Annotated in this window: 16 protein-coding genes and 1 tRNA gene; 8 read left to right on the top strand and 9 right to left on the bottom strand. The window is 64.3% G+C overall.

Translation table 11 applies throughout. The features are described from left to right. Positions 1 to 50: 50 nt before the first annotated feature. Positions 51 to 1,322, top strand: coding sequence for a DNA recombination protein RmuC (locus CURSPS6_RS06250; RefSeq protein WP_082470141.1), 1,272 nt, complete (start codon positions 51 to 53; stop codon positions 1,320 to 1,322). Here the strand turns inward: CURSPS6_RS06250 and CURSPS6_RS06255 are convergent. Further along, positions 1,248 to 2,180, bottom strand: a complete 933-nt coding sequence (locus CURSPS6_RS06255) for a hypothetical protein (RefSeq protein WP_030014925.1) — start codon at positions 2,178 to 2,180, stop codon at positions 1,248 to 1,250. The genes CURSPS6_RS06250 and CURSPS6_RS06255 overlap by 75 nt on opposite strands. 261 nt (positions 2,181 to 2,441) lie before the next feature. Between CURSPS6_RS06255 and xseA the strand changes: the two genes are divergently transcribed. Both xseA and CURSPS6_RS06265 read left to right on the top strand, forming a co-directional pair. Then, positions 2,442 to 3,770, top strand: a complete 1,329-nt coding sequence (gene xseA / locus CURSPS6_RS06260) for an exodeoxyribonuclease VII large subunit (RefSeq protein WP_051687679.1) — start codon at positions 2,442 to 2,444, stop codon at positions 3,768 to 3,770. 44 nt (positions 3,771 to 3,814) lie between these two features. Then, the gene (locus CURSPS6_RS06265) at positions 3,815 to 4,066 is read left to right on the top strand and encodes an exodeoxyribonuclease VII small subunit (protein ID WP_030014929.1); all 252 of its coding nucleotides are present in this window, start codon (positions 3,815 to 3,817) and stop codon (positions 4,064 to 4,066) included. Between the two features lie 38 nt (positions 4,067 to 4,104). Here the strand turns inward: CURSPS6_RS06265 and CURSPS6_RS06270 are convergent, their stop codons facing one another. From CURSPS6_RS06270 to CURSPS6_RS06280, 3 genes are all read right to left on the bottom strand, one after another. Next, complete coding sequence (locus CURSPS6_RS06270; protein ID WP_030014931.1) at positions 4,105 to 5,325, bottom strand: pyridoxal phosphate-dependent aminotransferase; 1,221 nt, start codon at positions 5,323 to 5,325, stop codon at positions 4,105 to 4,107. A gap of 84 nt (positions 5,326 to 5,409) precedes the next feature. Further along, complete coding sequence (locus tag CURSPS6_RS06275; RefSeq protein WP_035810257.1) at positions 5,410 to 6,441, bottom strand: ABC transporter substrate-binding protein; 1,032 nt, start codon at positions 6,439 to 6,441, stop codon at positions 5,410 to 5,412. Between the two features lie 52 nt (positions 6,442 to 6,493). Next, positions 6,494 to 6,925 carry an NUDIX domain-containing protein gene (locus CURSPS6_RS06280; protein ID WP_082470145.1) on the bottom strand — a complete coding sequence of 144 codons (432 nt, stop codon included), beginning with the start codon at positions 6,923 to 6,925 and terminating at the stop codon, positions 6,494 to 6,496. A gap of 96 nt (positions 6,926 to 7,021) precedes the next feature. Here CURSPS6_RS06280 and CURSPS6_RS06285 point away from each other — a divergent pair, with 96 nt between their 5' ends. Continuing rightward, positions 7,022 to 8,041, top strand: a complete 1,020-nt coding sequence (locus CURSPS6_RS06285; protein ID WP_051687680.1) for a mechanosensitive ion channel family protein — start codon at positions 7,022 to 7,024, stop codon at positions 8,039 to 8,041. Here CURSPS6_RS06285 and CURSPS6_RS06290 read toward each other — a convergent pair. Beyond that, positions 7,977 to 8,870 carry a LysR family transcriptional regulator substrate-binding protein gene (locus tag CURSPS6_RS06290; RefSeq protein WP_082470147.1) on the bottom strand — a complete coding sequence of 298 codons (894 nt, stop codon included), beginning with the start codon at positions 8,868 to 8,870 and terminating at the stop codon, positions 7,977 to 7,979. The genes CURSPS6_RS06285 and CURSPS6_RS06290 overlap by 65 nt on opposite strands. 86 nt (positions 8,871 to 8,956) lie before the next feature. On the opposite strand from CURSPS6_RS06290, the gene CURSPS6_RS06295 reads away from it, so the two are divergent. Beyond that, positions 8,957 to 9,029, top strand: a tRNA-Ala gene (locus tag CURSPS6_RS06295). A gap of 43 nt (positions 9,030 to 9,072) precedes the next feature. Here CURSPS6_RS06295 and CURSPS6_RS06300 read toward each other — a convergent pair. From CURSPS6_RS06300 to galU, 4 genes are all read right to left on the bottom strand, one after another. Beyond that, positions 9,073 to 9,573 (bottom strand): DedA family protein, encoded by a 501-nt coding sequence (locus tag CURSPS6_RS06300; protein WP_200910839.1) that lies wholly within the window; start codon positions 9,571 to 9,573, stop codon positions 9,073 to 9,075. Positions 9,574 to 9,954: 381 nt separating this feature from the next. Further along, positions 9,955 to 11,520 (bottom strand): CYTH and CHAD domain-containing protein, encoded by a 1,566-nt coding sequence (locus CURSPS6_RS06305; protein WP_030014940.1) that lies wholly within the window; start codon positions 11,518 to 11,520, stop codon positions 9,955 to 9,957. Between the two features lie 135 nt (positions 11,521 to 11,655). Next, positions 11,656 to 12,594 carry a hypothetical protein gene (locus CURSPS6_RS06310; protein ID WP_152978070.1) on the bottom strand — a complete coding sequence of 313 codons (939 nt, stop codon included), beginning with the start codon at positions 12,592 to 12,594 and terminating at the stop codon, positions 11,656 to 11,658. A gap of 349 nt (positions 12,595 to 12,943) precedes the next feature. Continuing rightward, positions 12,944 to 13,858 carry a UTP--glucose-1-phosphate uridylyltransferase GalU gene (gene galU / locus CURSPS6_RS06315; RefSeq protein ID WP_030014942.1) on the bottom strand — a complete coding sequence of 305 codons (915 nt, stop codon included), beginning with the start codon at positions 13,856 to 13,858 and terminating at the stop codon, positions 12,944 to 12,946. A gap of 174 nt (positions 13,859 to 14,032) precedes the next feature. Between galU and CURSPS6_RS06320 the strand changes: the two genes are divergently transcribed. The 3 genes from CURSPS6_RS06320 to CURSPS6_RS06330 all read left to right on the top strand — a co-directional run bounded on the left by CURSPS6_RS06320 (position 14,033) and on the right by CURSPS6_RS06330 (position 15,751). Next, complete coding sequence (locus CURSPS6_RS06320; protein WP_051687682.1) at positions 14,033 to 14,656, top strand: 5-formyltetrahydrofolate cyclo-ligase; 624 nt, start codon at positions 14,033 to 14,035, stop codon at positions 14,654 to 14,656. Positions 14,657 to 14,714: 58 nt separating this feature from the next. After that, complete coding sequence (locus CURSPS6_RS06325) at positions 14,715 to 14,957, top strand: FmdB family zinc ribbon protein (protein ID WP_030014945.1); 243 nt, start codon at positions 14,715 to 14,717, stop codon at positions 14,955 to 14,957. A 173-nt stretch (positions 14,958 to 15,130) separates the two neighbouring features. Continuing rightward, the gene (locus CURSPS6_RS06330) at positions 15,131 to 15,751 is read left to right on the top strand and encodes an SAF domain-containing protein (protein WP_030014946.1); all 621 of its coding nucleotides are present in this window, start codon (positions 15,131 to 15,133) and stop codon (positions 15,749 to 15,751) included. Positions 15,752 to 15,805 lie beyond the last annotated feature (54 nt).

Here is a 15,805-nt window from a genome sequence, read left to right on the forward strand (position 1 = left end):
GCACCGGGTGCGTGCTTAAATTGTCAGTCGCTGCTGGCACAGTAGAGGCCATGACTACTCTTCCCCTCGTGTTGATCGCGCTCCTGGCCTTGGTGGTTGGCGCCCTCGCCGGCTATTTGGTGGGCCAGCACCGGCGTCAGGCGTCACCGGATCTCGAACAGGAGAATTCCCGGCTATTAGCCGAACTTGCCGCCGCCCAGGAAGGCAAGCAGCTCCTCGCCGAGCGCGTCGAAGCGCTCGAATCCCGTGCCCGAACCGACCAGGACGTCCTGCGGGCCCTGGCCCCGGTCAAGTCCCAACTCGCGACCGTCGAGCAACAGGTCCGGGTCATGGAAAGAGAGCGTGCCGATCAGTTCGGTTCGGTTCGGGAAGCGCTCGAGGTTGCTCAGCGCGGCCAGGACGACCTTCGTGAGTCCACGCACCATCTCTCCAGCGCCCTGCGCGCCACGTCCGCACGGGGCTCGTGGGGCGAGACCCAGCTTCGGCGCGTCGTCGAGGCCGCGGGCATGACGCCGCACGTCACGTACTCGGAGCAGGTCAGTTCGGAGGCACCCGACGCCTCGGGAAATATCCGCCGCGTCCGCCCCGACATGGTGGTATCCCTGCCGGCCGGCAAAGAGATCGTGCTGGATTCCAAGGCTCCGCTGGATGCTTACCTCGAGTCCCAGGAGGCCGTCGAGGAACCGGAGAAAGCGGCGTGGGAAGCCAAACATGCCAAGTCAGTGCGGGCCCACGTCGACGCTCTGGCGGCCAAGAGGTACTGGGATTCCCGCGAGGTTTCCCCCGAGATCGTGCTGTGTTTCCTCCCGATGGAGTCGGCCCTTTCCGCCGCGCTCCGGGCAGACGCCGGCCTGTTGGATTACGCCTCCGGCAAGGGCGTCGCCCTTGTCTCTCCCATCTCGCTCTTGGCATCCCTCAAAGCCGTCGCGCTCTCGTGGCGCCAAGAGGCCGTATCTCAGAACGCGCGGGATCTCCTCCAACTGTCCCGTCAGCTGTACGAGCGGCTCGCCACCGTCGGCGGCCACCTCGGGGCGATGGGCCGGTCGCTGACCAAGAGCGTCGAGGCATACAACTCGATGTTGGGTTCTTTGGAGTCGCGGGTTCTGGTCACGGCACGCCGCCTCAACGACATGGACGCCACGCAGCCCATGGACGAGCGGCTATCCGTGCGACCTGTCGATGCGGCCGCCAAGCCGCTGACGGCGCCCGAATTTTACGACGAGGAACCGCCCCTCACCGCCGGAGGCTCAGAAGACGTGACGGTTCTCCCCACGAGACCCCCCAAGAACGTGGACGATCACCAAAATCACCGCGAGGCCTAGGCCCACTCCGAGGGAGGTGAGCGTCCACGCCTGGATATTCGAGGTCAGGGCCTTCCCGAGGTGTTGGGCGATCAGCCCTCCGGTGTCCCCCACGGAGCCCATGGCCGCATTGAACCGGCTACCGAGAACGCTCATCCCGACCCAGGTCACCAACGCGGCCGCCGCCGAGATCAGTGCCACCATCAGCAACTTCCCGCGGGGAGCGATCACGGCCGCCGCGAGCGCCGCGATTGCGGTCGCCGTGCCGAGGACCGGCGTCATCGCGGACAGCGTCTGGCCACGGTGCAAGACCTCCGCCGTGGGGCCCTCGGTCTGACCCGCCGGAGCGGACTCCAAGGCAATGCGGTGGTCGCCCTGGTCGAGGCCCAGATTGACGTGCACGAGCCCGTGGACTCGGTCGTTGATCTCCGAGTAGAACGGGCTCGCGTCCAGGACCAAGGTCGACGAGGGCGAAGGGCCGAAGTTCGCATCGTGGGTCGCTGAGGCCGTGTCCTTCCACACCGACTGGAAATCGGAGGAATTCACGGTCGCGTCCACGGCCGAACGAATGACGCGCTTGGCGGTGTCCCGAAGCGCATTTTTCGCCCCGGAGAGAATTCCGCCCTGCGAGCCGTCCCCCAGATAGTGAGTGACGGCCTCAGAGGCCATGATGTCGTCCGTGACGTGATCGGTCAGTTGGTCCCGGAAATTTTCCTCCTGGGCCACCGCGCCGGCCTTGTCGACAAAATTGTTCGAGTCCACGACGGTCGCGCCGAACCATGCCAGCGCGACGGTCAACGCCGCCAGAAGGACGGCGGCGAGAGCAAGAATCCCCGAGAGAACCCAGCGAAGGGGATGAGGGCGAGCGGAAGTCGGCATACCGCAACCATAATTGGTCCAGCCCCGCCTTCCCATCATCCCCGGGAACCGCGCAATTTGTGCGGAGCCTCCGCGCTCGCCGGAGGAACCTGCGCCTGGATACGATGAGATGGTTGCAATCACCTCAGGTCGAACGTATGTTCGATGGTGGCTGTGGGAAACAACCCCCACGGCGACCCTTCGGGCCCGGGTGTACACAACTGACCGGCACCACACGACGACGCGCCATCCCATCTCAGGCGGACACGGTAGGCATAAGACATGACCAACTCATCAGCCCCGGACCCACAACGGTCCACCTCGCCGAGGCTCACGGACGGCGACGTCGCCTCCTCCGACGAGCGGCCCCTGGCAACCTTGGCCAGGGACACCACTGCGGATAACCCGTGGCCCCTCCACCTGCTCTCCCAGAAGCTGCATCAGTACATCGCCCGATGCGATCCGATGTGGGTCGAGGGACAGATCATCGAGCTCAAGAAGCGTGCCCGCGTCACCTATATCACCCTGAGAGATCTCGAAGAGGAGATCTCGGTCCCTGTGAGCCTCTTCCCCCGGGAGACGGCCATGATCGACGGCGAACTCGCACACGGCATGCGGGTGGTCGTCCGGCTCAAGCCCGACTTCTGGACCAAAACCGGGCGCTTGTCCATGCTCGGCAGCGGCATACGGCAGGTCGGATTGGGAGACATGCTGGAGCGGATCGAGCGTTTGCGTCGAAGCCTCCAGGCCGAGGGGCTCTTCGACCCGGCGCATAAGGCCCCGCTACCGGTGCTGCCCCAGCGCATCGGCCTGATCACCGGCCGCGATTCCGACGCCGAGAAAGACGTCATTCGTAACGCCCGGCTCCGCTGGCCCGGGGCCAACTTCGAGGTCCGCGAGGTCGCGGTGCAAGGGGTTCACGCGCTCAGTCAGGTCACCGCGGCGCTGCACGAACTGGACGAGGATCCGGCCGTGGACGTCATCGTCATCGCGCGCGGCGGCGGGGCGCTGGAGGACCTCCTGCCCTTCAGCGAGGAAGCGATGATCCGAGCCGTCTACCAGGCGCAGACCCCCGTGGTCTCGGCCATCGGCCACGAGGCCGACCAGCCTCTCCTCGACTACGTGGCTGACTGGCGGGCCTCTACCCCAACCGATGCCGGCAAGACCGTCGTCCCCGACGTCGAAGAAGAACGCCTGAGGATCGCCCAGGCCCGTGCCGCGACCGAGAGAACCATCCGCACGTACCTCGACCGCGAGGCGCAAGCTTTGGCTCAATTCCGGTCCCGTCCCGTACTGGCCCACCCCGAAACCATACTCATGGCCAGGGAAGAAGAAACCGACTCAGCCCGGCAACGGGCCTTCCGTGCCGTCACCGTATCCCTCGATCGACATCGTGAATCCGTGGCGCACCTCCGTTCCCGCGTGCGTTCCCTATCTCCCCAGAAAACCTTGGATCGAGGCTATGCCGTGGTCCAAGACGCAAACGCCGGGACCGTGGTTCGCGATGCCGACGCCCTCTCCCCCGGCGGCCCGATCCGAATCCGGGTGGCGTCGGGCGGATTCGACGCCACGGTGGACTCCCTCCACACCGACGACCCGCGCGATCAGTAAACCGCGCCCCGATTCCTGACACACCACGAAAGGCATTTCGACCCATGAACGACACCGAAAACACCCCGACGCCCGTCGAGGACCTGAGCTACGAACAGGCCCGTGAAGAACTCATGAGCATCGTCTCGAGGCTCGAATCGGGCACCTCAAGCCTGGAAGATTCCCTCTCACTCTGGGAGCGGGGCGAGGCCCTGGCCCAGCGCTGCGAAGAATGGCTGGACGGTGCAAAAAACCGCCTGGACGCGGCGAAGGAACGCCGCGCACAGGCGGATTCGGGATCAGGTCCGGCCTCGTAGCCCGAGCCGGGAAAGATCCGGCTCGGGCCGATCCGGGATCAGCTCTGGCGGTACCCGCTGAGGAATTCGCCGATGCGGTCGATCGCCGTATCGAGCGTCTGCACATCCGGCAACGTCACCAGACGGAAGTGATCCGGAGCCTCCCAATTGAATGCGGTTCCGTGGCTGACCAAAATCTTTTGTTCCTTGAGCAGATCCAGGGCGAACTTTTCGTCGTCCACGATCCCGAACTTCTCGGCATCTAGCTTCGGGAAGAGATACAGCGCCCCCTGTGCCTGCTGACACGTCACGCCGTCGATGCTATTGAGCTTGCGATGCGCGAGGTCGCGCTGCTCCTTGAGACGTCCCCCGGGCAGGATGAGGTCGTTGATGGACTGATATCCGCCCAGGGCGGTCTGGATCGCGTGCTGCGCGGGAACGTTCGCGCACATACGCATATTCGCCAAGAGTTTGATCCCCTCGACATAGTCGCTGGCCTTCCACATCGGCCCCGTGATGGCCAACCAACCGGCGCGATACCCCGCCACCCGGTATGCCTTGGACAGGCCCGAATAGGTCAGGCACAGGACGTCTTCCCCGGCCAGGGTCGCCGTGTTGATCATGGTGGTGTCGTCGTAGGTGATCTTCTCGTAGATCTCGTCCGAAAACAGGATCAGCTCGTGCTCCCGCGCGAGATCCACGATCTGCTGAAGGGTTTCCTGCGAATACACCGCGCCCGTCGGGTTATTCGGGTTGATGATCACGATGCCCTTGGTATTCGGGGTGATCTTCGAGGCAATGTCCTCGACGTCCGGGTTCCACCCGTCTTCCTCCGCGCAGCGATAGTGAACGGGCGTTCCGCCCGAGAGCGCCACCGAGGCGGTCCACAGCGGGTAATCCGGGGACGGGACCAGAATTTCGTCGCCAGGATTGCACAGGGCCTGCAACGAGAGCGTGATCATTTCCGAGACGCCGTTGCCGATATAGACGTCGTCCGTTGCAAGATTCCGGATGCCGCGCGTCTGGTAATACTGGACCACCGCGGTCCTCGCCGAATAGATTCCGCGAGAATCCGAATATCCCTGCGCCTCCGGGAGGTGACGGATCATATCCATCATGACCGCATCCGGGGCCTCGAAGCCAAAGGGCGCGGGATTTCCGATATTGAGGCGGAGAATTCGATGCCCCTGCGCCTCCATCTTTTCGGCCTCTTCGAGTACCGGACCACGGATGTCGTAGAGGACGTTGTTCAGCTTTTGCGACTGCCGGAATTGTGCCATGACGGCCAGATTACTCTCCGTCGGCGAGTGTGCCGATCTGTGTCATCCGTCCACCGGAATCATGTCGCGACGCGACGTCCCTCGTCAGCCGTCGTTTTCCTTGAGCCAGAAATTCGCGGCATCCTCGGCGGATATCGGCTGATCTCCCGTGGTCAACCTGTCCAGGAAAATCAGGTCGGCGGTCGCGAGTTTTCCCGACAGCGAGTTAATGGCATCCCGGGCCGAGTCCGGCAACTCATCCTTTCGAACCACGGGAATCACCTGCTGGGCCACGAAGTTCGCCTTGGGATCCTCGAGCACCAGGTAGTTGTTGTCGGGAATCGCCGCCGAGGCCGAGAAAATATCGGCGACGTCGACCTGGCCGCTGGCCAGCTGGTTGGCCAGGTCTTCCTGGTTATCCACCTCGACGAACTTCTTCGGCGAGCAACCGTACAGATCTCTCAGGCCCTTCTCCCCGTAGGTCTTCGAGGGGAAGTCCTTGGGCACACCAAAGGTCAGCTCCTGACATTTCTCGGCCACATCGGAAATCGTCGACAGCTTGAATTTAGCGGCCGTGATGCGGTTGACCACGAGGGCATCCTTATTCTCCGCCGACGAAGCGTTGAGGGTTCCGACCCCATCGGGAAGGACCTTGGGAAGCGTCGCCGTAATATCGCTGCTGGACATTCCATGAACGTTGAAGTCCGCGGTGGGGGTCGGCGACGGGGTCACGGAAGCGCTCGCCCGCGGGTCGATGCCGCTGCTCTCGGTGGGAGACGGCGTCGCGGACGCCTGCGGGTTGTCCTTGCCCCCGTGCGTCAACCCGAGGAGCAGATTGCCGGAATAGTCCGGCACAACATCCGGCGAAGAGTCTCCGCCGACCTTCATGTCCTCTACGTACTGTTCGCGGCTCGTCGCCGAGTCGATGACCTCGGTCTTGTAGCCCGCGTCGCGGAGTGCGCCGGCATAGAGATAGGCGAGGGTCTCGCTCTCGTGCGTGAGCCCCTTACCAATCCGGATCGGGCGATGTTCCGAGGCCGAAGGATCCGAGGTGCTGCCCTCGCCACCCGAACAGCCGGTCAACACGACCGTCAGGGCCGCCAGGACGGCGACGACCGCAACGAACCAACGCTTCACAAAAACACTCCTCGGGTGTTCACGGCAGGACGGGTCTGGCGTCGCCCGAAACCTAATACGGCAATCCATAGTATTTCGCGGCGACCTCCACGAGTGAGACCTTGCGGATCTTCGGCAGGTCTTCGAGTGGAATCCAGGCGACGTCGTCCGTGGATCCGCCGACGTCGGTCACCTCGGCACGCCCGGACGTAATAAACGCCCGGTACAGCAGACGCAGGCTGTGGAAGGGCTTGTCGCGGCCGTCGTCGTAGTACTTGCTGTCTACGGCGATAATGCCGTCGACCCTCACCCGGTAACCGCTCTCCTCGTAGGCCTCGCGGACGACGGCTTCTTCGGCCGTCTCGCCGATTTCCAGCCCGCCGCCGGGGAGGGTCCACCCCGCGCGTTCGGGGTGACGCTCACCGGTCCAGTGCGTCAGCAGAATCTTGCCTTGTTCGATGATCACCGCGTAGGCGGCGGGTCGTGTGTCCATCTGGAGAGCCATAGGGTCAATCCTAGTGGCGTGCCCGACCTTCCGCGTTCAGCGAGCGGTAAGCCCACTATTAGTCACGACCCAACCCATCGTCTTAAAGTTGAACTCATGAATATCACCGCCGAGAACTCAGGCAGTCTCTTGACGGACGTCTCCAGTCTGGACTTCTGGCTCTCCCACCCATTGCGCATTGTGCTGATCTTCATCATCGCGATCGGCCTCAACATCCTGGCCAAATCCCTGATCAACAAGGTCACCGCGGGCATCGCCCGGGGCACACGGGCCAGGGTCGTGAGCAAGAAGAACTCCCCCAATGACCACGATGAGTGGGTCGAAGACGCCGCCACCGCACGCAAACGACAAGCCCAACGAGCCCAAACCGTGGGGTCGGTGCTCCGGTCGGTCGTCACGATCGTCATCTGGACCATCGCGATCCTCATGATCATTTCGGAGCTGGGCTTCAATATCGCCCCCGTGATCGCCAGCGCCGGGATCGCCGGTGTCGCGCTGTCCTTCGGCGCGCAGTCCTTGGTCAAGGACTACCTGGCGGGCATCTCGATCGTCGCCGAGGATCAGCTCGGGATCGGCGACGTCGTGGACCTGGGCGAAGCCAGCGGGACCGTGGAGTCCGTGGGCCTGCGCGTGACGCAGGTTCGCGACGTCGAGGGCACCCTCTGGCATGTTCGCAACGGAGAAATCCTGCGCGTCGGCAATAAGTCGCAGGGTTGGGCCCGAACGATCGTGGACGTCCCGGTGCCCTACAACTCGAATATCGAAGAGGTCACGGACCTCCTCCTCCACGCGGCCCGACGCGTCAAGAAGGAAACGGAGATCGGGCGCTCGATCCGCGGAAAGCCCGAGGTGTGGGGCATCGAGGAGATGACCGGCGAGTATCTCACCCTGCGGATCGCCGTGCGCACCGCGCCGCTACAGCAATGGGACGTTGCCCGAATCCTGCGCATCTACGTCAAGGAAGCCCTCGACCACGACGGCCTGCGCATTCCGCTGATGAACCAGTCCGTGATCCACGGGACGCAGAGCATGCCGATCGTGTCGGCAAAAACTACCGCTTCTTCCCCCGAGTCGGGGCACGGCGGCTCTTCGTCGCACGGTTCTTCGGCGACGTAGCCTTACCCCTGTTCGACGCCGACGACGCCCGGCCCGGTTGACCGCGAACCGGCGCCGGGCGTCGTGCGTTCGAAGCCTTTTCCGTCGGTTCCCGATGCGCCGTGGCGCTCCGAGAGCTCGACGATTTACGCCCCCGGGCGACGCCCACGAATTCCTGGAGAATGGCTTCGTCTTCCTCCGCGCGATCCGGTTCTCGGGGCCAAACCAGAGCCACGGTCCGCGCCGCGAATCCCTGAACTGGGCGATACGTGAGATCTTTACGATGGTGATGGCGCGCGATCGACATCGGGACGATTAGCAGGCCGAGGCCGGCCGCCACGAGCTCCACGGCATCCGCGGTGTCCCGCATCTGCGGCAACGGCCTCGACGACTCCGCGCGCGTGGCGTGACTGACCGTTGCCCATTCCGGAATCGACTCGGGCTCCTGCAGCATGAATTCGCCGGCCAATTCCTCTAACGGCACCTCGTCGAAGAGCGTCAACACGTGATCGATCGGCAGGATGACGACCATGTGCTCCTCGTACAGGCTCACCGAATGAAACCGGTCGCGATCCAAGAGATCGGGCTCGTGGTCGGGCCGCGCCAAGACCATATGCGCTCGTTCTTGCGCCAAAGCCTCGAGTCCGGCATCCGATTCGAGCGGAAAGCGAGATAAGGGAGTGGTCCGGGAGAAACGTTCGTCCCAACGGTCAAACCACTTCCCCGGCATGACACCGGGAACGAATCCCACCGTCAGCCCTTCTACCGGACGCCCCACGGGCTCGGGATCGTTGGGGGCCGTGCCGTCGGGCTCTCCGGCTGGGGTGCCGGTTTCTGGTGTCGGAGTCATGCTCACAACTTATCAGCGCGCCACCGCCCGGTCGTCCCGTCGATTTGTCGACTCGGGGCGTCGGGAGTACGCTAGAGGGGTTGCACGGGGCTATAGCTCAGTTGGTAGAGCGTTTCGTTCGCAATGAAAAGGTCAGGGGTTCGATTCCCCTTAGCTCCACGTGTGAGGGACCCGGTCGCAAGACCGGGTCCCTTTTTTCGTATCAGAGCTGTTCCGGCGGGACGCTTTGGGTAGGGGTGGTCTTGGCCTCGCGAGCCCGCCACGGCCAGAATTTCACGGTGACGACGGCCAAGGCCACGACGCAGATCGCGATCGCTGCGAGCCACGGCCGCTGGAGCCACGCCCACAGCACGGCCATTCCCACGGTTCCGTAGATGCTCCCCCAGATCAGCGTCCCCACGAGCATCGCCGGAACCCACCGGGCGAGGGGCATTCGGGTAAAGCCGGTGACCACGATGACCGCCGTCTGAAAGCCGACGGTCACAAAGCATGCCGGGACCGCCAGGACGCCCCAACGGTTCACGAATGATTGTGCGTGCCGGTAGATCGCAGAGTCGAAGGCCGCGTTCAGTTTCGAGGCCCGTCGCCCACCCGCCGCCGCGGCACGGCCGAGGCCGTACACCACGGAGGTCCTGATGATTCCGACGGCCCAAAAGAAGAGGATCGCCATCCCCAGATCCAGGTTTTCGATCCACTCGCGCATATCTCGACCTTACCCAATGAGGCCAGCAGAACCTTATCTAGGGCAGACAGCCACATGATCTCCATCACAAATATCGTCGGCAATTGACGACCGAGACTCCCAAAAACCCCGGAATATCAGCGCATTTTCCCGTTTCTGACATAGTGTCATCAAGTGACACAAGGCAAACCTAAGTTGAGACTAGCCAGGCTCATCAACATTAGGTAAGGTTTTTATTACCAAATAGCCGGGAGGCAGGCCTGGGACGGTCCATGTGAATGGGCTCAGTGCGGTCGGCGCCTCCGAAGAGTGAAGACCTTCTTCCTGTGTGTGATGCAAAGGATGGCCCCGGGGTTTACCCCGGGGCCATCCGCCTTTAACACCGGTCGCGAACGCCCGCTGTCAGTTCTCGTCCATCTCGTGGACAAGATTCAAGCTATCGGCCAGCGACGCCTCCAGGCTTACGCTGAGCTCTCCCGCGAGCAGCCCGATGCCGTAACGGTCCAGATCCCGCCGCTGGAAGACCCGGGCGGCGTGGTCGAGCCACCGGCCGGCGGCCTCCAGATCCATCGTGCGGCCCAGGTGCGACTGCAAGGTCTTGGCCTCGCGCCGGTCCGCCTTGACGTCGTGACGCCGCTTCTTCGGCACGGCCGACTCGGCATCCAGGGTGTCGATCGCGTACCGCAGCGACTTCGCGGCCTTGCGAACGTCGTGGATTCCCTCGAGGGCTTCCTCCACGAGCGGATCCTCCAGGCCCTCCGCTTTGCCCTCGCGATGCGACAGGCGTTTGGCGAGGGTGCTGAGAATCGCTTTCGCAACCTTCTTGCCGGACCACTCCGCGGCTTTCTCGGCCATCACGGGTTGCCGGGCGAAAGCGCGGAGCTCGCCGAGCAATTCCAGGTGCTCTGTCGTGCGGAGGCGCGTGATCGATGCCCGGACGGCGGCCTGTTCGTCCTCCGCCAGGAGATCCGAGACGTGCCCCTGAGCCACCTGGGTCAGGCGTTCCCATCCGTGACCTTCGGTCAGGACCTCACGGACCACTTCCAGGTCCCGGGCCTCCCCCAGGACCGCGCCGGAGGCCTTGAGCTCCTCGTTCAGCCGCTTCTCGATCTCCGGGTCGATCACGCCGCGTAGCCCGCGCAATACGCTACGCAACCCACGGATGCGGATCCGGAGCTGATGGATCGAGTCGTCGACGCCCGCGTGGACCCCGAGGTCCAACGCGGGGATGTCGTCGAGGTACTCGTGCAGGGCCGCGGAGATCACCTTCTGAGCCCCCGTCAGCTTCGGTGAATCCTTCTTCGCTTCGGGCGCCTCAGGCCGCTGTATTTCGGCGGCCTCGTCGAAGTCACGATCCTGGCCCAGGGCGCGGCCGATTTTGGCGAACGACGTCGAGGGGTGGGCGCCGGCTCGGTGAAGGACCTTTTCGAGCTTGGTGAAGATCTTGTTCTGGGCCTTCTCCCCCAGCGATTCATCGAGGATCTCGACCTCCCACTCGCGCCAGGTCCGTTCGGTCCCCGTCGCGTGATCGGTCGAATGGACAGTGTCATCGCAGAGCTCTGCGACTTCGGTTCCGTCCTCATCACGGATGATCGTGCGGATGCGGTGAGTGGCCAGGTGGGCGACGGGCTGCAGCTCCTCACCGAGGGTGATGCCCGCAAGAAGGTTCTTCATCGAGGCGGGCATCGCGTCCGAGGACTTCAGCAGATCCGCGTGCACCTCGTGGCGAGCCTCGCCGAGGACGAATTTCACGTGCCAGCCCTCGTCGTGGCCCCCACGACGACGCCGGAGCACCACGCGGTGCCGGGCCAGGTCACGGCCGGCGGTGTCGAAGTAGGTCGCGTCCAGGTGCTGATCCTGAGGCTGGTCGTCCGGGAACAGGTTTTTCAGCGCGCCGAGGTCGATATTCACCTCGTCCTCGGCAGGAGCCTCATATTTGCGTTCGATTTCTTGATGGGTGTTGCTCATGGTGGTTACGCCTCTTTCCGCCACCGTGTCATCGGTGACGCCGTGGTTCGGGTCCGTCAACAACCCTATACATAATGCAACCCGCCGGATGTCTCCGACGGGTTGCATGGGATCGCTCTGAGGATTGGGGTCTGCCTAGGCCCGACGGCGCGACAGGACGTCGTCGAGGTTGAGCCGCGAATCGTTGGTGCCCTTGGAGGCCGCCTCGGTCAGCGTGGAGGACGTGGACTTCGGCGCCTGGGGAACCTCGACGGGTTCGGGCGCGGAGCGATGGACCTCCGGTGCGTCGATGTAGGTGGGACGGGGCACCTCGACCGGAGACCACTCGCTCGTGGCCGGGGTGAAGGCCACCGGCTTACCCGCGGCGACGCGGCGAGCCTGTTCGCGGAGGGTCTCGATATCCAGACCGGGTTCCTGGACGAAGGGTACGTCTTGGGAATGGTCGTATTCTTCCGCCTCAAGGCTGGTCCCCGCGGCCTGGGCCGAGGGAGCGGCATCGAACGATGCCTGGCCGGCGGGAGCCTGGAAGGCCTTGATTTCCTCGTGAGACGCTGCGCCCGCTTGGGCATCGAAGACGTCCCGGCGGCCCTTGATGACGAGTCCTTCCGAGGACTCGGTTGCTACGGGGAGATCCCGTTCTTCGGATTCCTCGGCCCACTCGGAGGCGCGATCCTCCTCCACACGCCTCGCTGCTGGGCGGCGAGCCTGTTGGCGATCGGCGAGCGCCAAATACCGAAGACCCGCGAAGGCGCCGACGCCCACCACCAGGAGGAACACCGGAAGCGTCCACGAAATGGCCGTCAGTGGGGCCAGGACCACGGTCACGAGACCGCACAGAATGGCCGCGACGCCGATGAGGGCCGTGCACGTACGCCCCCAACGAATGCGGGGGGCGGCATTGCGCCCGGCGGGCGCGATGGCCGCGTCACGGCGCTGGGACGGTCGCGGCACGCGAACGCCCTCCTGCATTGTCTCGTCAGCGGCAACCACGGATTCTCTCGCCATGGCGTCGCGCCGGGATTCGGCACCGTCTGAGCCTGCGCTATGGGGGCTCGGGGACTGGTTACTGTACATGTCATTCCTTTGACGCAGTAGCACGTGGTCCCGGGGGAAGGCGGGGTCGGTTTTTTCCATGATATCGGTGGCGCTGACTTGCGCGACGACGAAGGGACGACGACGTCGATCGATGACGCGCACCGACCAAAAGACGACTACGAAAACAACGACCAGCAGGAGGCTGGAGGCTGAAACCCATGAAAAAGACACGATTGTAGTTTAGCCGGGCCGAGCGGTGGTTCGCGGTTCCCGGAGGGTGTGTCACGCCCCTCATTATTTGCCCGCGGACGTTACGTCCCGCAGACGCGCGAGGCGGGACGTCCTCACGAACGTCCCGCCTCGCGGGGATGGTGTGGTCCGAACCGAATCAGCCCTCGGGAAGGGTCTGGACGAATTCCTTGAGCCAGCTCCGCAGACCGGGGCCGAGATCGTCGCGCTCGGCCGCCAAGATCACGTTGGCCTTGAGATAGGACAGTTTGTCGCCCGTGTCGAAACGTCGGCCGTTGAAGACGACGCCGTACACGCCTTCGCCTTCACCGCTTCCCTGGCCCAGGGTCTCCAAGGCGTCGGTCAGCTGGATCTCGTCACCGCGTCCGGGAGGGGTGTTCTCCAGGACGTCGAAGACGTGCGGATGCAAGACGTAGCGGCCGATGATGGCCAAATTCGAGGGGGCCTCTTCCGGCTTCGGCTTCTCGACCATGCCGGTGACCTTGACGTACTCTTCCCCTTCGACGGCCTCGACGGCAGCGCAACCGTAGGCGCTGATCTGTTCTTGGGGAACCTCCATCAGGGCCACGACGCTGCCGCCCGTCGCCTCCTGCGCGGTGATCATCCGCTCGAGGAGGTCTTCCTTTTCGTCGATGAGGTCATCGCCGAGGAGCACGGCAAACGGGTTGTCGCCCACATGGGTCTTGGCTCGCAATACCGCGTGACCGAGCCCCTTGGGATCGCCCTGGCGAAGGTAATGCAATTCGCCGAGAGCCGTGGCTTGTTGCACCGACTCGAGCAGGGCATCCTTGCCCTGTTCCTTGAGCGATGCCTCAAGATCGGGGATACGGTCGAAATGGTCCTCGAGGGCTCGCTTTGAACGGCCCGTAATCATGAGAATGTCATCAAGACCAGCGGACACGGCTTCCTGAACCACGTACTGAATGGCCGGGCGGTCAACCACCGGCAACATTTCCTTGGGGCTCGCCTTGGTCGCGGGAAGGAACCGAGTACCCAAGCCTGCGGCCGGAATGACGGCCTTGGTGACGGGTTTTTGTGAATCATTTGCGGTCATACAATTCAGAATAGCGGAGACCCCCAGAAAATCGTGGTGTTTTCCCCCTTTTTGGGGTCAATACACCGTTCAGACATAGCCCGCCCTTGGCCACCAGCATTTTTTGCGAGAGGTCGCGAGGCGGGGCCCAACCCGACGGCCCCGAGCCGTCGATCCGCTCAGGAAAGGCTTGCCGTGGACTCTGACCAGACCCTCGCAGCTAAAGCTCGACTCCGGCGCGAGATGCTCGAGCGTCGCGCCGCCCGCCTACGCGCCGACCCGACCGGCAGGAAGCGCCGGTTCCTGGCCGCCGCATGGCGTGATGCGCTATTGCGCGCGACCGAAACTCATGTTCCCGTCGGCGAAACCGTCGCGGCTTTCCTCCCCACGGAAGCCGAGCCGCCCCTGCGCGAGGCATTGCGGGCCATCCACGAGTCCGGGCGTTCGGTCATCGTCCCGGTCTCCCTCCCCTTCCGGGTCTTGGAATGGGCCGAGTGGACGCCCGAGGCGGCCACCGAGACGAGTTCGTTCGGGATCGAAGAACCCACCGGAGACCGACTCGGCGCTCAGGCCTTCTCGGAGTCCGCGCTCCGGTTGGTCCCCGCCCTCGCGGTGGACGAGCACGGCACGCGCCTGGGCTACGGGGGCGGATATTACGACGCCGCCCTCGCCGCGGCCGGACGAGGGCCCGCGGCGGGTGCCGACGTCGCGGTGTGCTTCTCGGACGAGGTCCTCCCGGCCGGCGCCGTCCCCGCGGAGCCGCACGACGCTCGTCTCCCGCGAGTCTGCACCGAGCACGGGTTAACGACCCTTCGGTGAGGGGTCGTACTATAAGGGGGCTACACACCCCACCCGTCCACACCCGAGGAGATTCTTCATGCCGGTCTACGCGTATGTGTGCAAGAACTGCCAGCACGCGTTCGATATTCGCCAGACCTTTCAGGATGACGCGCTGACCGAATGCCCCGAGTGCCACCAAGGCTCCCTGCGGAAGAAGTTCAACACCGTGGGCGTAAGCTTCAAGGGGTCCGGCTTCTACAGCACCGATTCGAAGTCGAGCGGGGCCTCAAGCAGCGGCTCTTCCACGGAATCGACATCCACGACGTCCACCTCGGAGTAGACGCTTCATCCACAGTGCCCTTCTTTTCGTGAGCTGACGCAGGGACCGTCCCCACACGGCGGCCGGAGCGCCGGGGCTTGCCACCGCGAGCGAGCACCCGGTGCCAAGCTCGGTGCATGCGGACTCAGACTTCTCGCCGGCGAATACAACGAAGCACGGCCATCCCCCTAGCCGTGAGGTGGCGGCACCACGTCAGCCGACGATTGCGCACCGTGGGGCTCTTGCTGATCATCGGTGCTTCGTTGAGCAATATGCTGTGGTCCGACTCGGGCACCGCCGGCTCCGCCCACGTGGTGTTGGCCGCGCGTGATTTACCCCTCGGGCATCGCCTGGCGGCCTCGGACCTTCGGGTGGTCGAGGCGACCGGGCCTGTGGCCGAGTACCTTCCGCGCGATCCTCCCGGGCCAGATGACCTGGATGGGGAGACGCTCGCCGTCCCCGTGAACCGAGACCAACCGATCTTTCGTTCATTGCTCGTGTCCCCCGCGTTGACCGAGCACCTTCCGGATGGGCTCGTCGCGGTGGCCGTTCGGATCCACGACCCGGATTCCCTGGTTCTGCTCGGCCCGGGCGCCCCCGTACGGCTCGTGACGCACGATGGTCAGGGAAATGCTCGGAGCATGGATGCGGTCTTGCTCTGGGCCCCACGATTCTCGGATACCGGCGCCTCACGGTCCCCTACGGAGAGCGGCAAGAACGTGATTTTCGTGGGGACCGACACCGAAACGGCGGCGGCGCTGGGCAGTGTCGCGGAGGAAGCGATAGTCCTGGCGCGCTCCGCGGCGCCCCGGTAGGTCTCGGTCCCGGCGCGCGATCCACCGGATCGCGTCTCACGCCGCATCCCGGTG

It is taken from the genome of Curtobacterium sp. S6 (genome assembly GCF_000710345.2).
Lineage (GTDB): Bacteria > Actinomycetota > Actinomycetes > Actinomycetales > Micrococcaceae > Rothia.

Excerpts from the sequence above, each read along its gene's own strand:
- CURSPS6_RS06250 (WP_082470141.1), top strand. The coding sequence starts at position 51 with ATGACTACTCTTCCCCTCGTGTTGATCGCGCTCCTGGCCTTGGTGGTT.
- CURSPS6_RS06255 (WP_030014925.1), bottom strand. The coding sequence starts at position 2,180 with ATGCCGACTTCCGCTCGCCCTCATCCCCTTCGCTGGGTTCTCTCGGGG.
- xseA (WP_051687679.1), top strand. The coding sequence starts at position 2,442 with ATGACCAACTCATCAGCCCCGGACCCACAACGGTCCACCTCGCCGAGG.
- CURSPS6_RS06265 (WP_030014929.1), top strand. The coding sequence starts at position 3,815 with ATGAACGACACCGAAAACACCCCGACGCCCGTCGAGGACCTGAGCTAC.
- CURSPS6_RS06270 (WP_030014931.1), bottom strand. The coding sequence starts at position 5,325 with ATGGCACAATTCCGGCAGTCGCAAAAGCTGAACAACGTCCTCTACGAC.
- CURSPS6_RS06280 (WP_082470145.1), bottom strand. The coding sequence starts at position 6,925 with ATGGCTCTCCAGATGGACACACGACCCGCCGCCTACGCGGTGATCATC.
- CURSPS6_RS06285 (WP_051687680.1), top strand. The coding sequence starts at position 7,022 with ATGAATATCACCGCCGAGAACTCAGGCAGTCTCTTGACGGACGTCTCC.
- CURSPS6_RS06290 (WP_082470147.1), bottom strand. The coding sequence starts at position 8,870 with ATGACTCCGACACCAGAAACCGGCACCCCAGCCGGAGAGCCCGACGGC.
- CURSPS6_RS06300 (WP_200910839.1), bottom strand. The coding sequence starts at position 9,573 with ATGCGCGAGTGGATCGAAAACCTGGATCTGGGGATGGCGATCCTCTTC.
- CURSPS6_RS06305 (WP_030014940.1), bottom strand. The coding sequence starts at position 11,520 with ATGAGCAACACCCATCAAGAAATCGAACGCAAATATGAGGCTCCTGCC.
- CURSPS6_RS06310 (WP_152978070.1), bottom strand. The coding sequence starts at position 12,594 with ATGTACAGTAACCAGTCCCCGAGCCCCCATAGCGCAGGCTCAGACGGT.
- galU (WP_030014942.1), bottom strand. The coding sequence starts at position 13,858 with ATGACCGCAAATGATTCACAAAAACCCGTCACCAAGGCCGTCATTCCG.
- CURSPS6_RS06325 (WP_030014945.1), top strand. The coding sequence starts at position 14,715 with ATGCCGGTCTACGCGTATGTGTGCAAGAACTGCCAGCACGCGTTCGAT.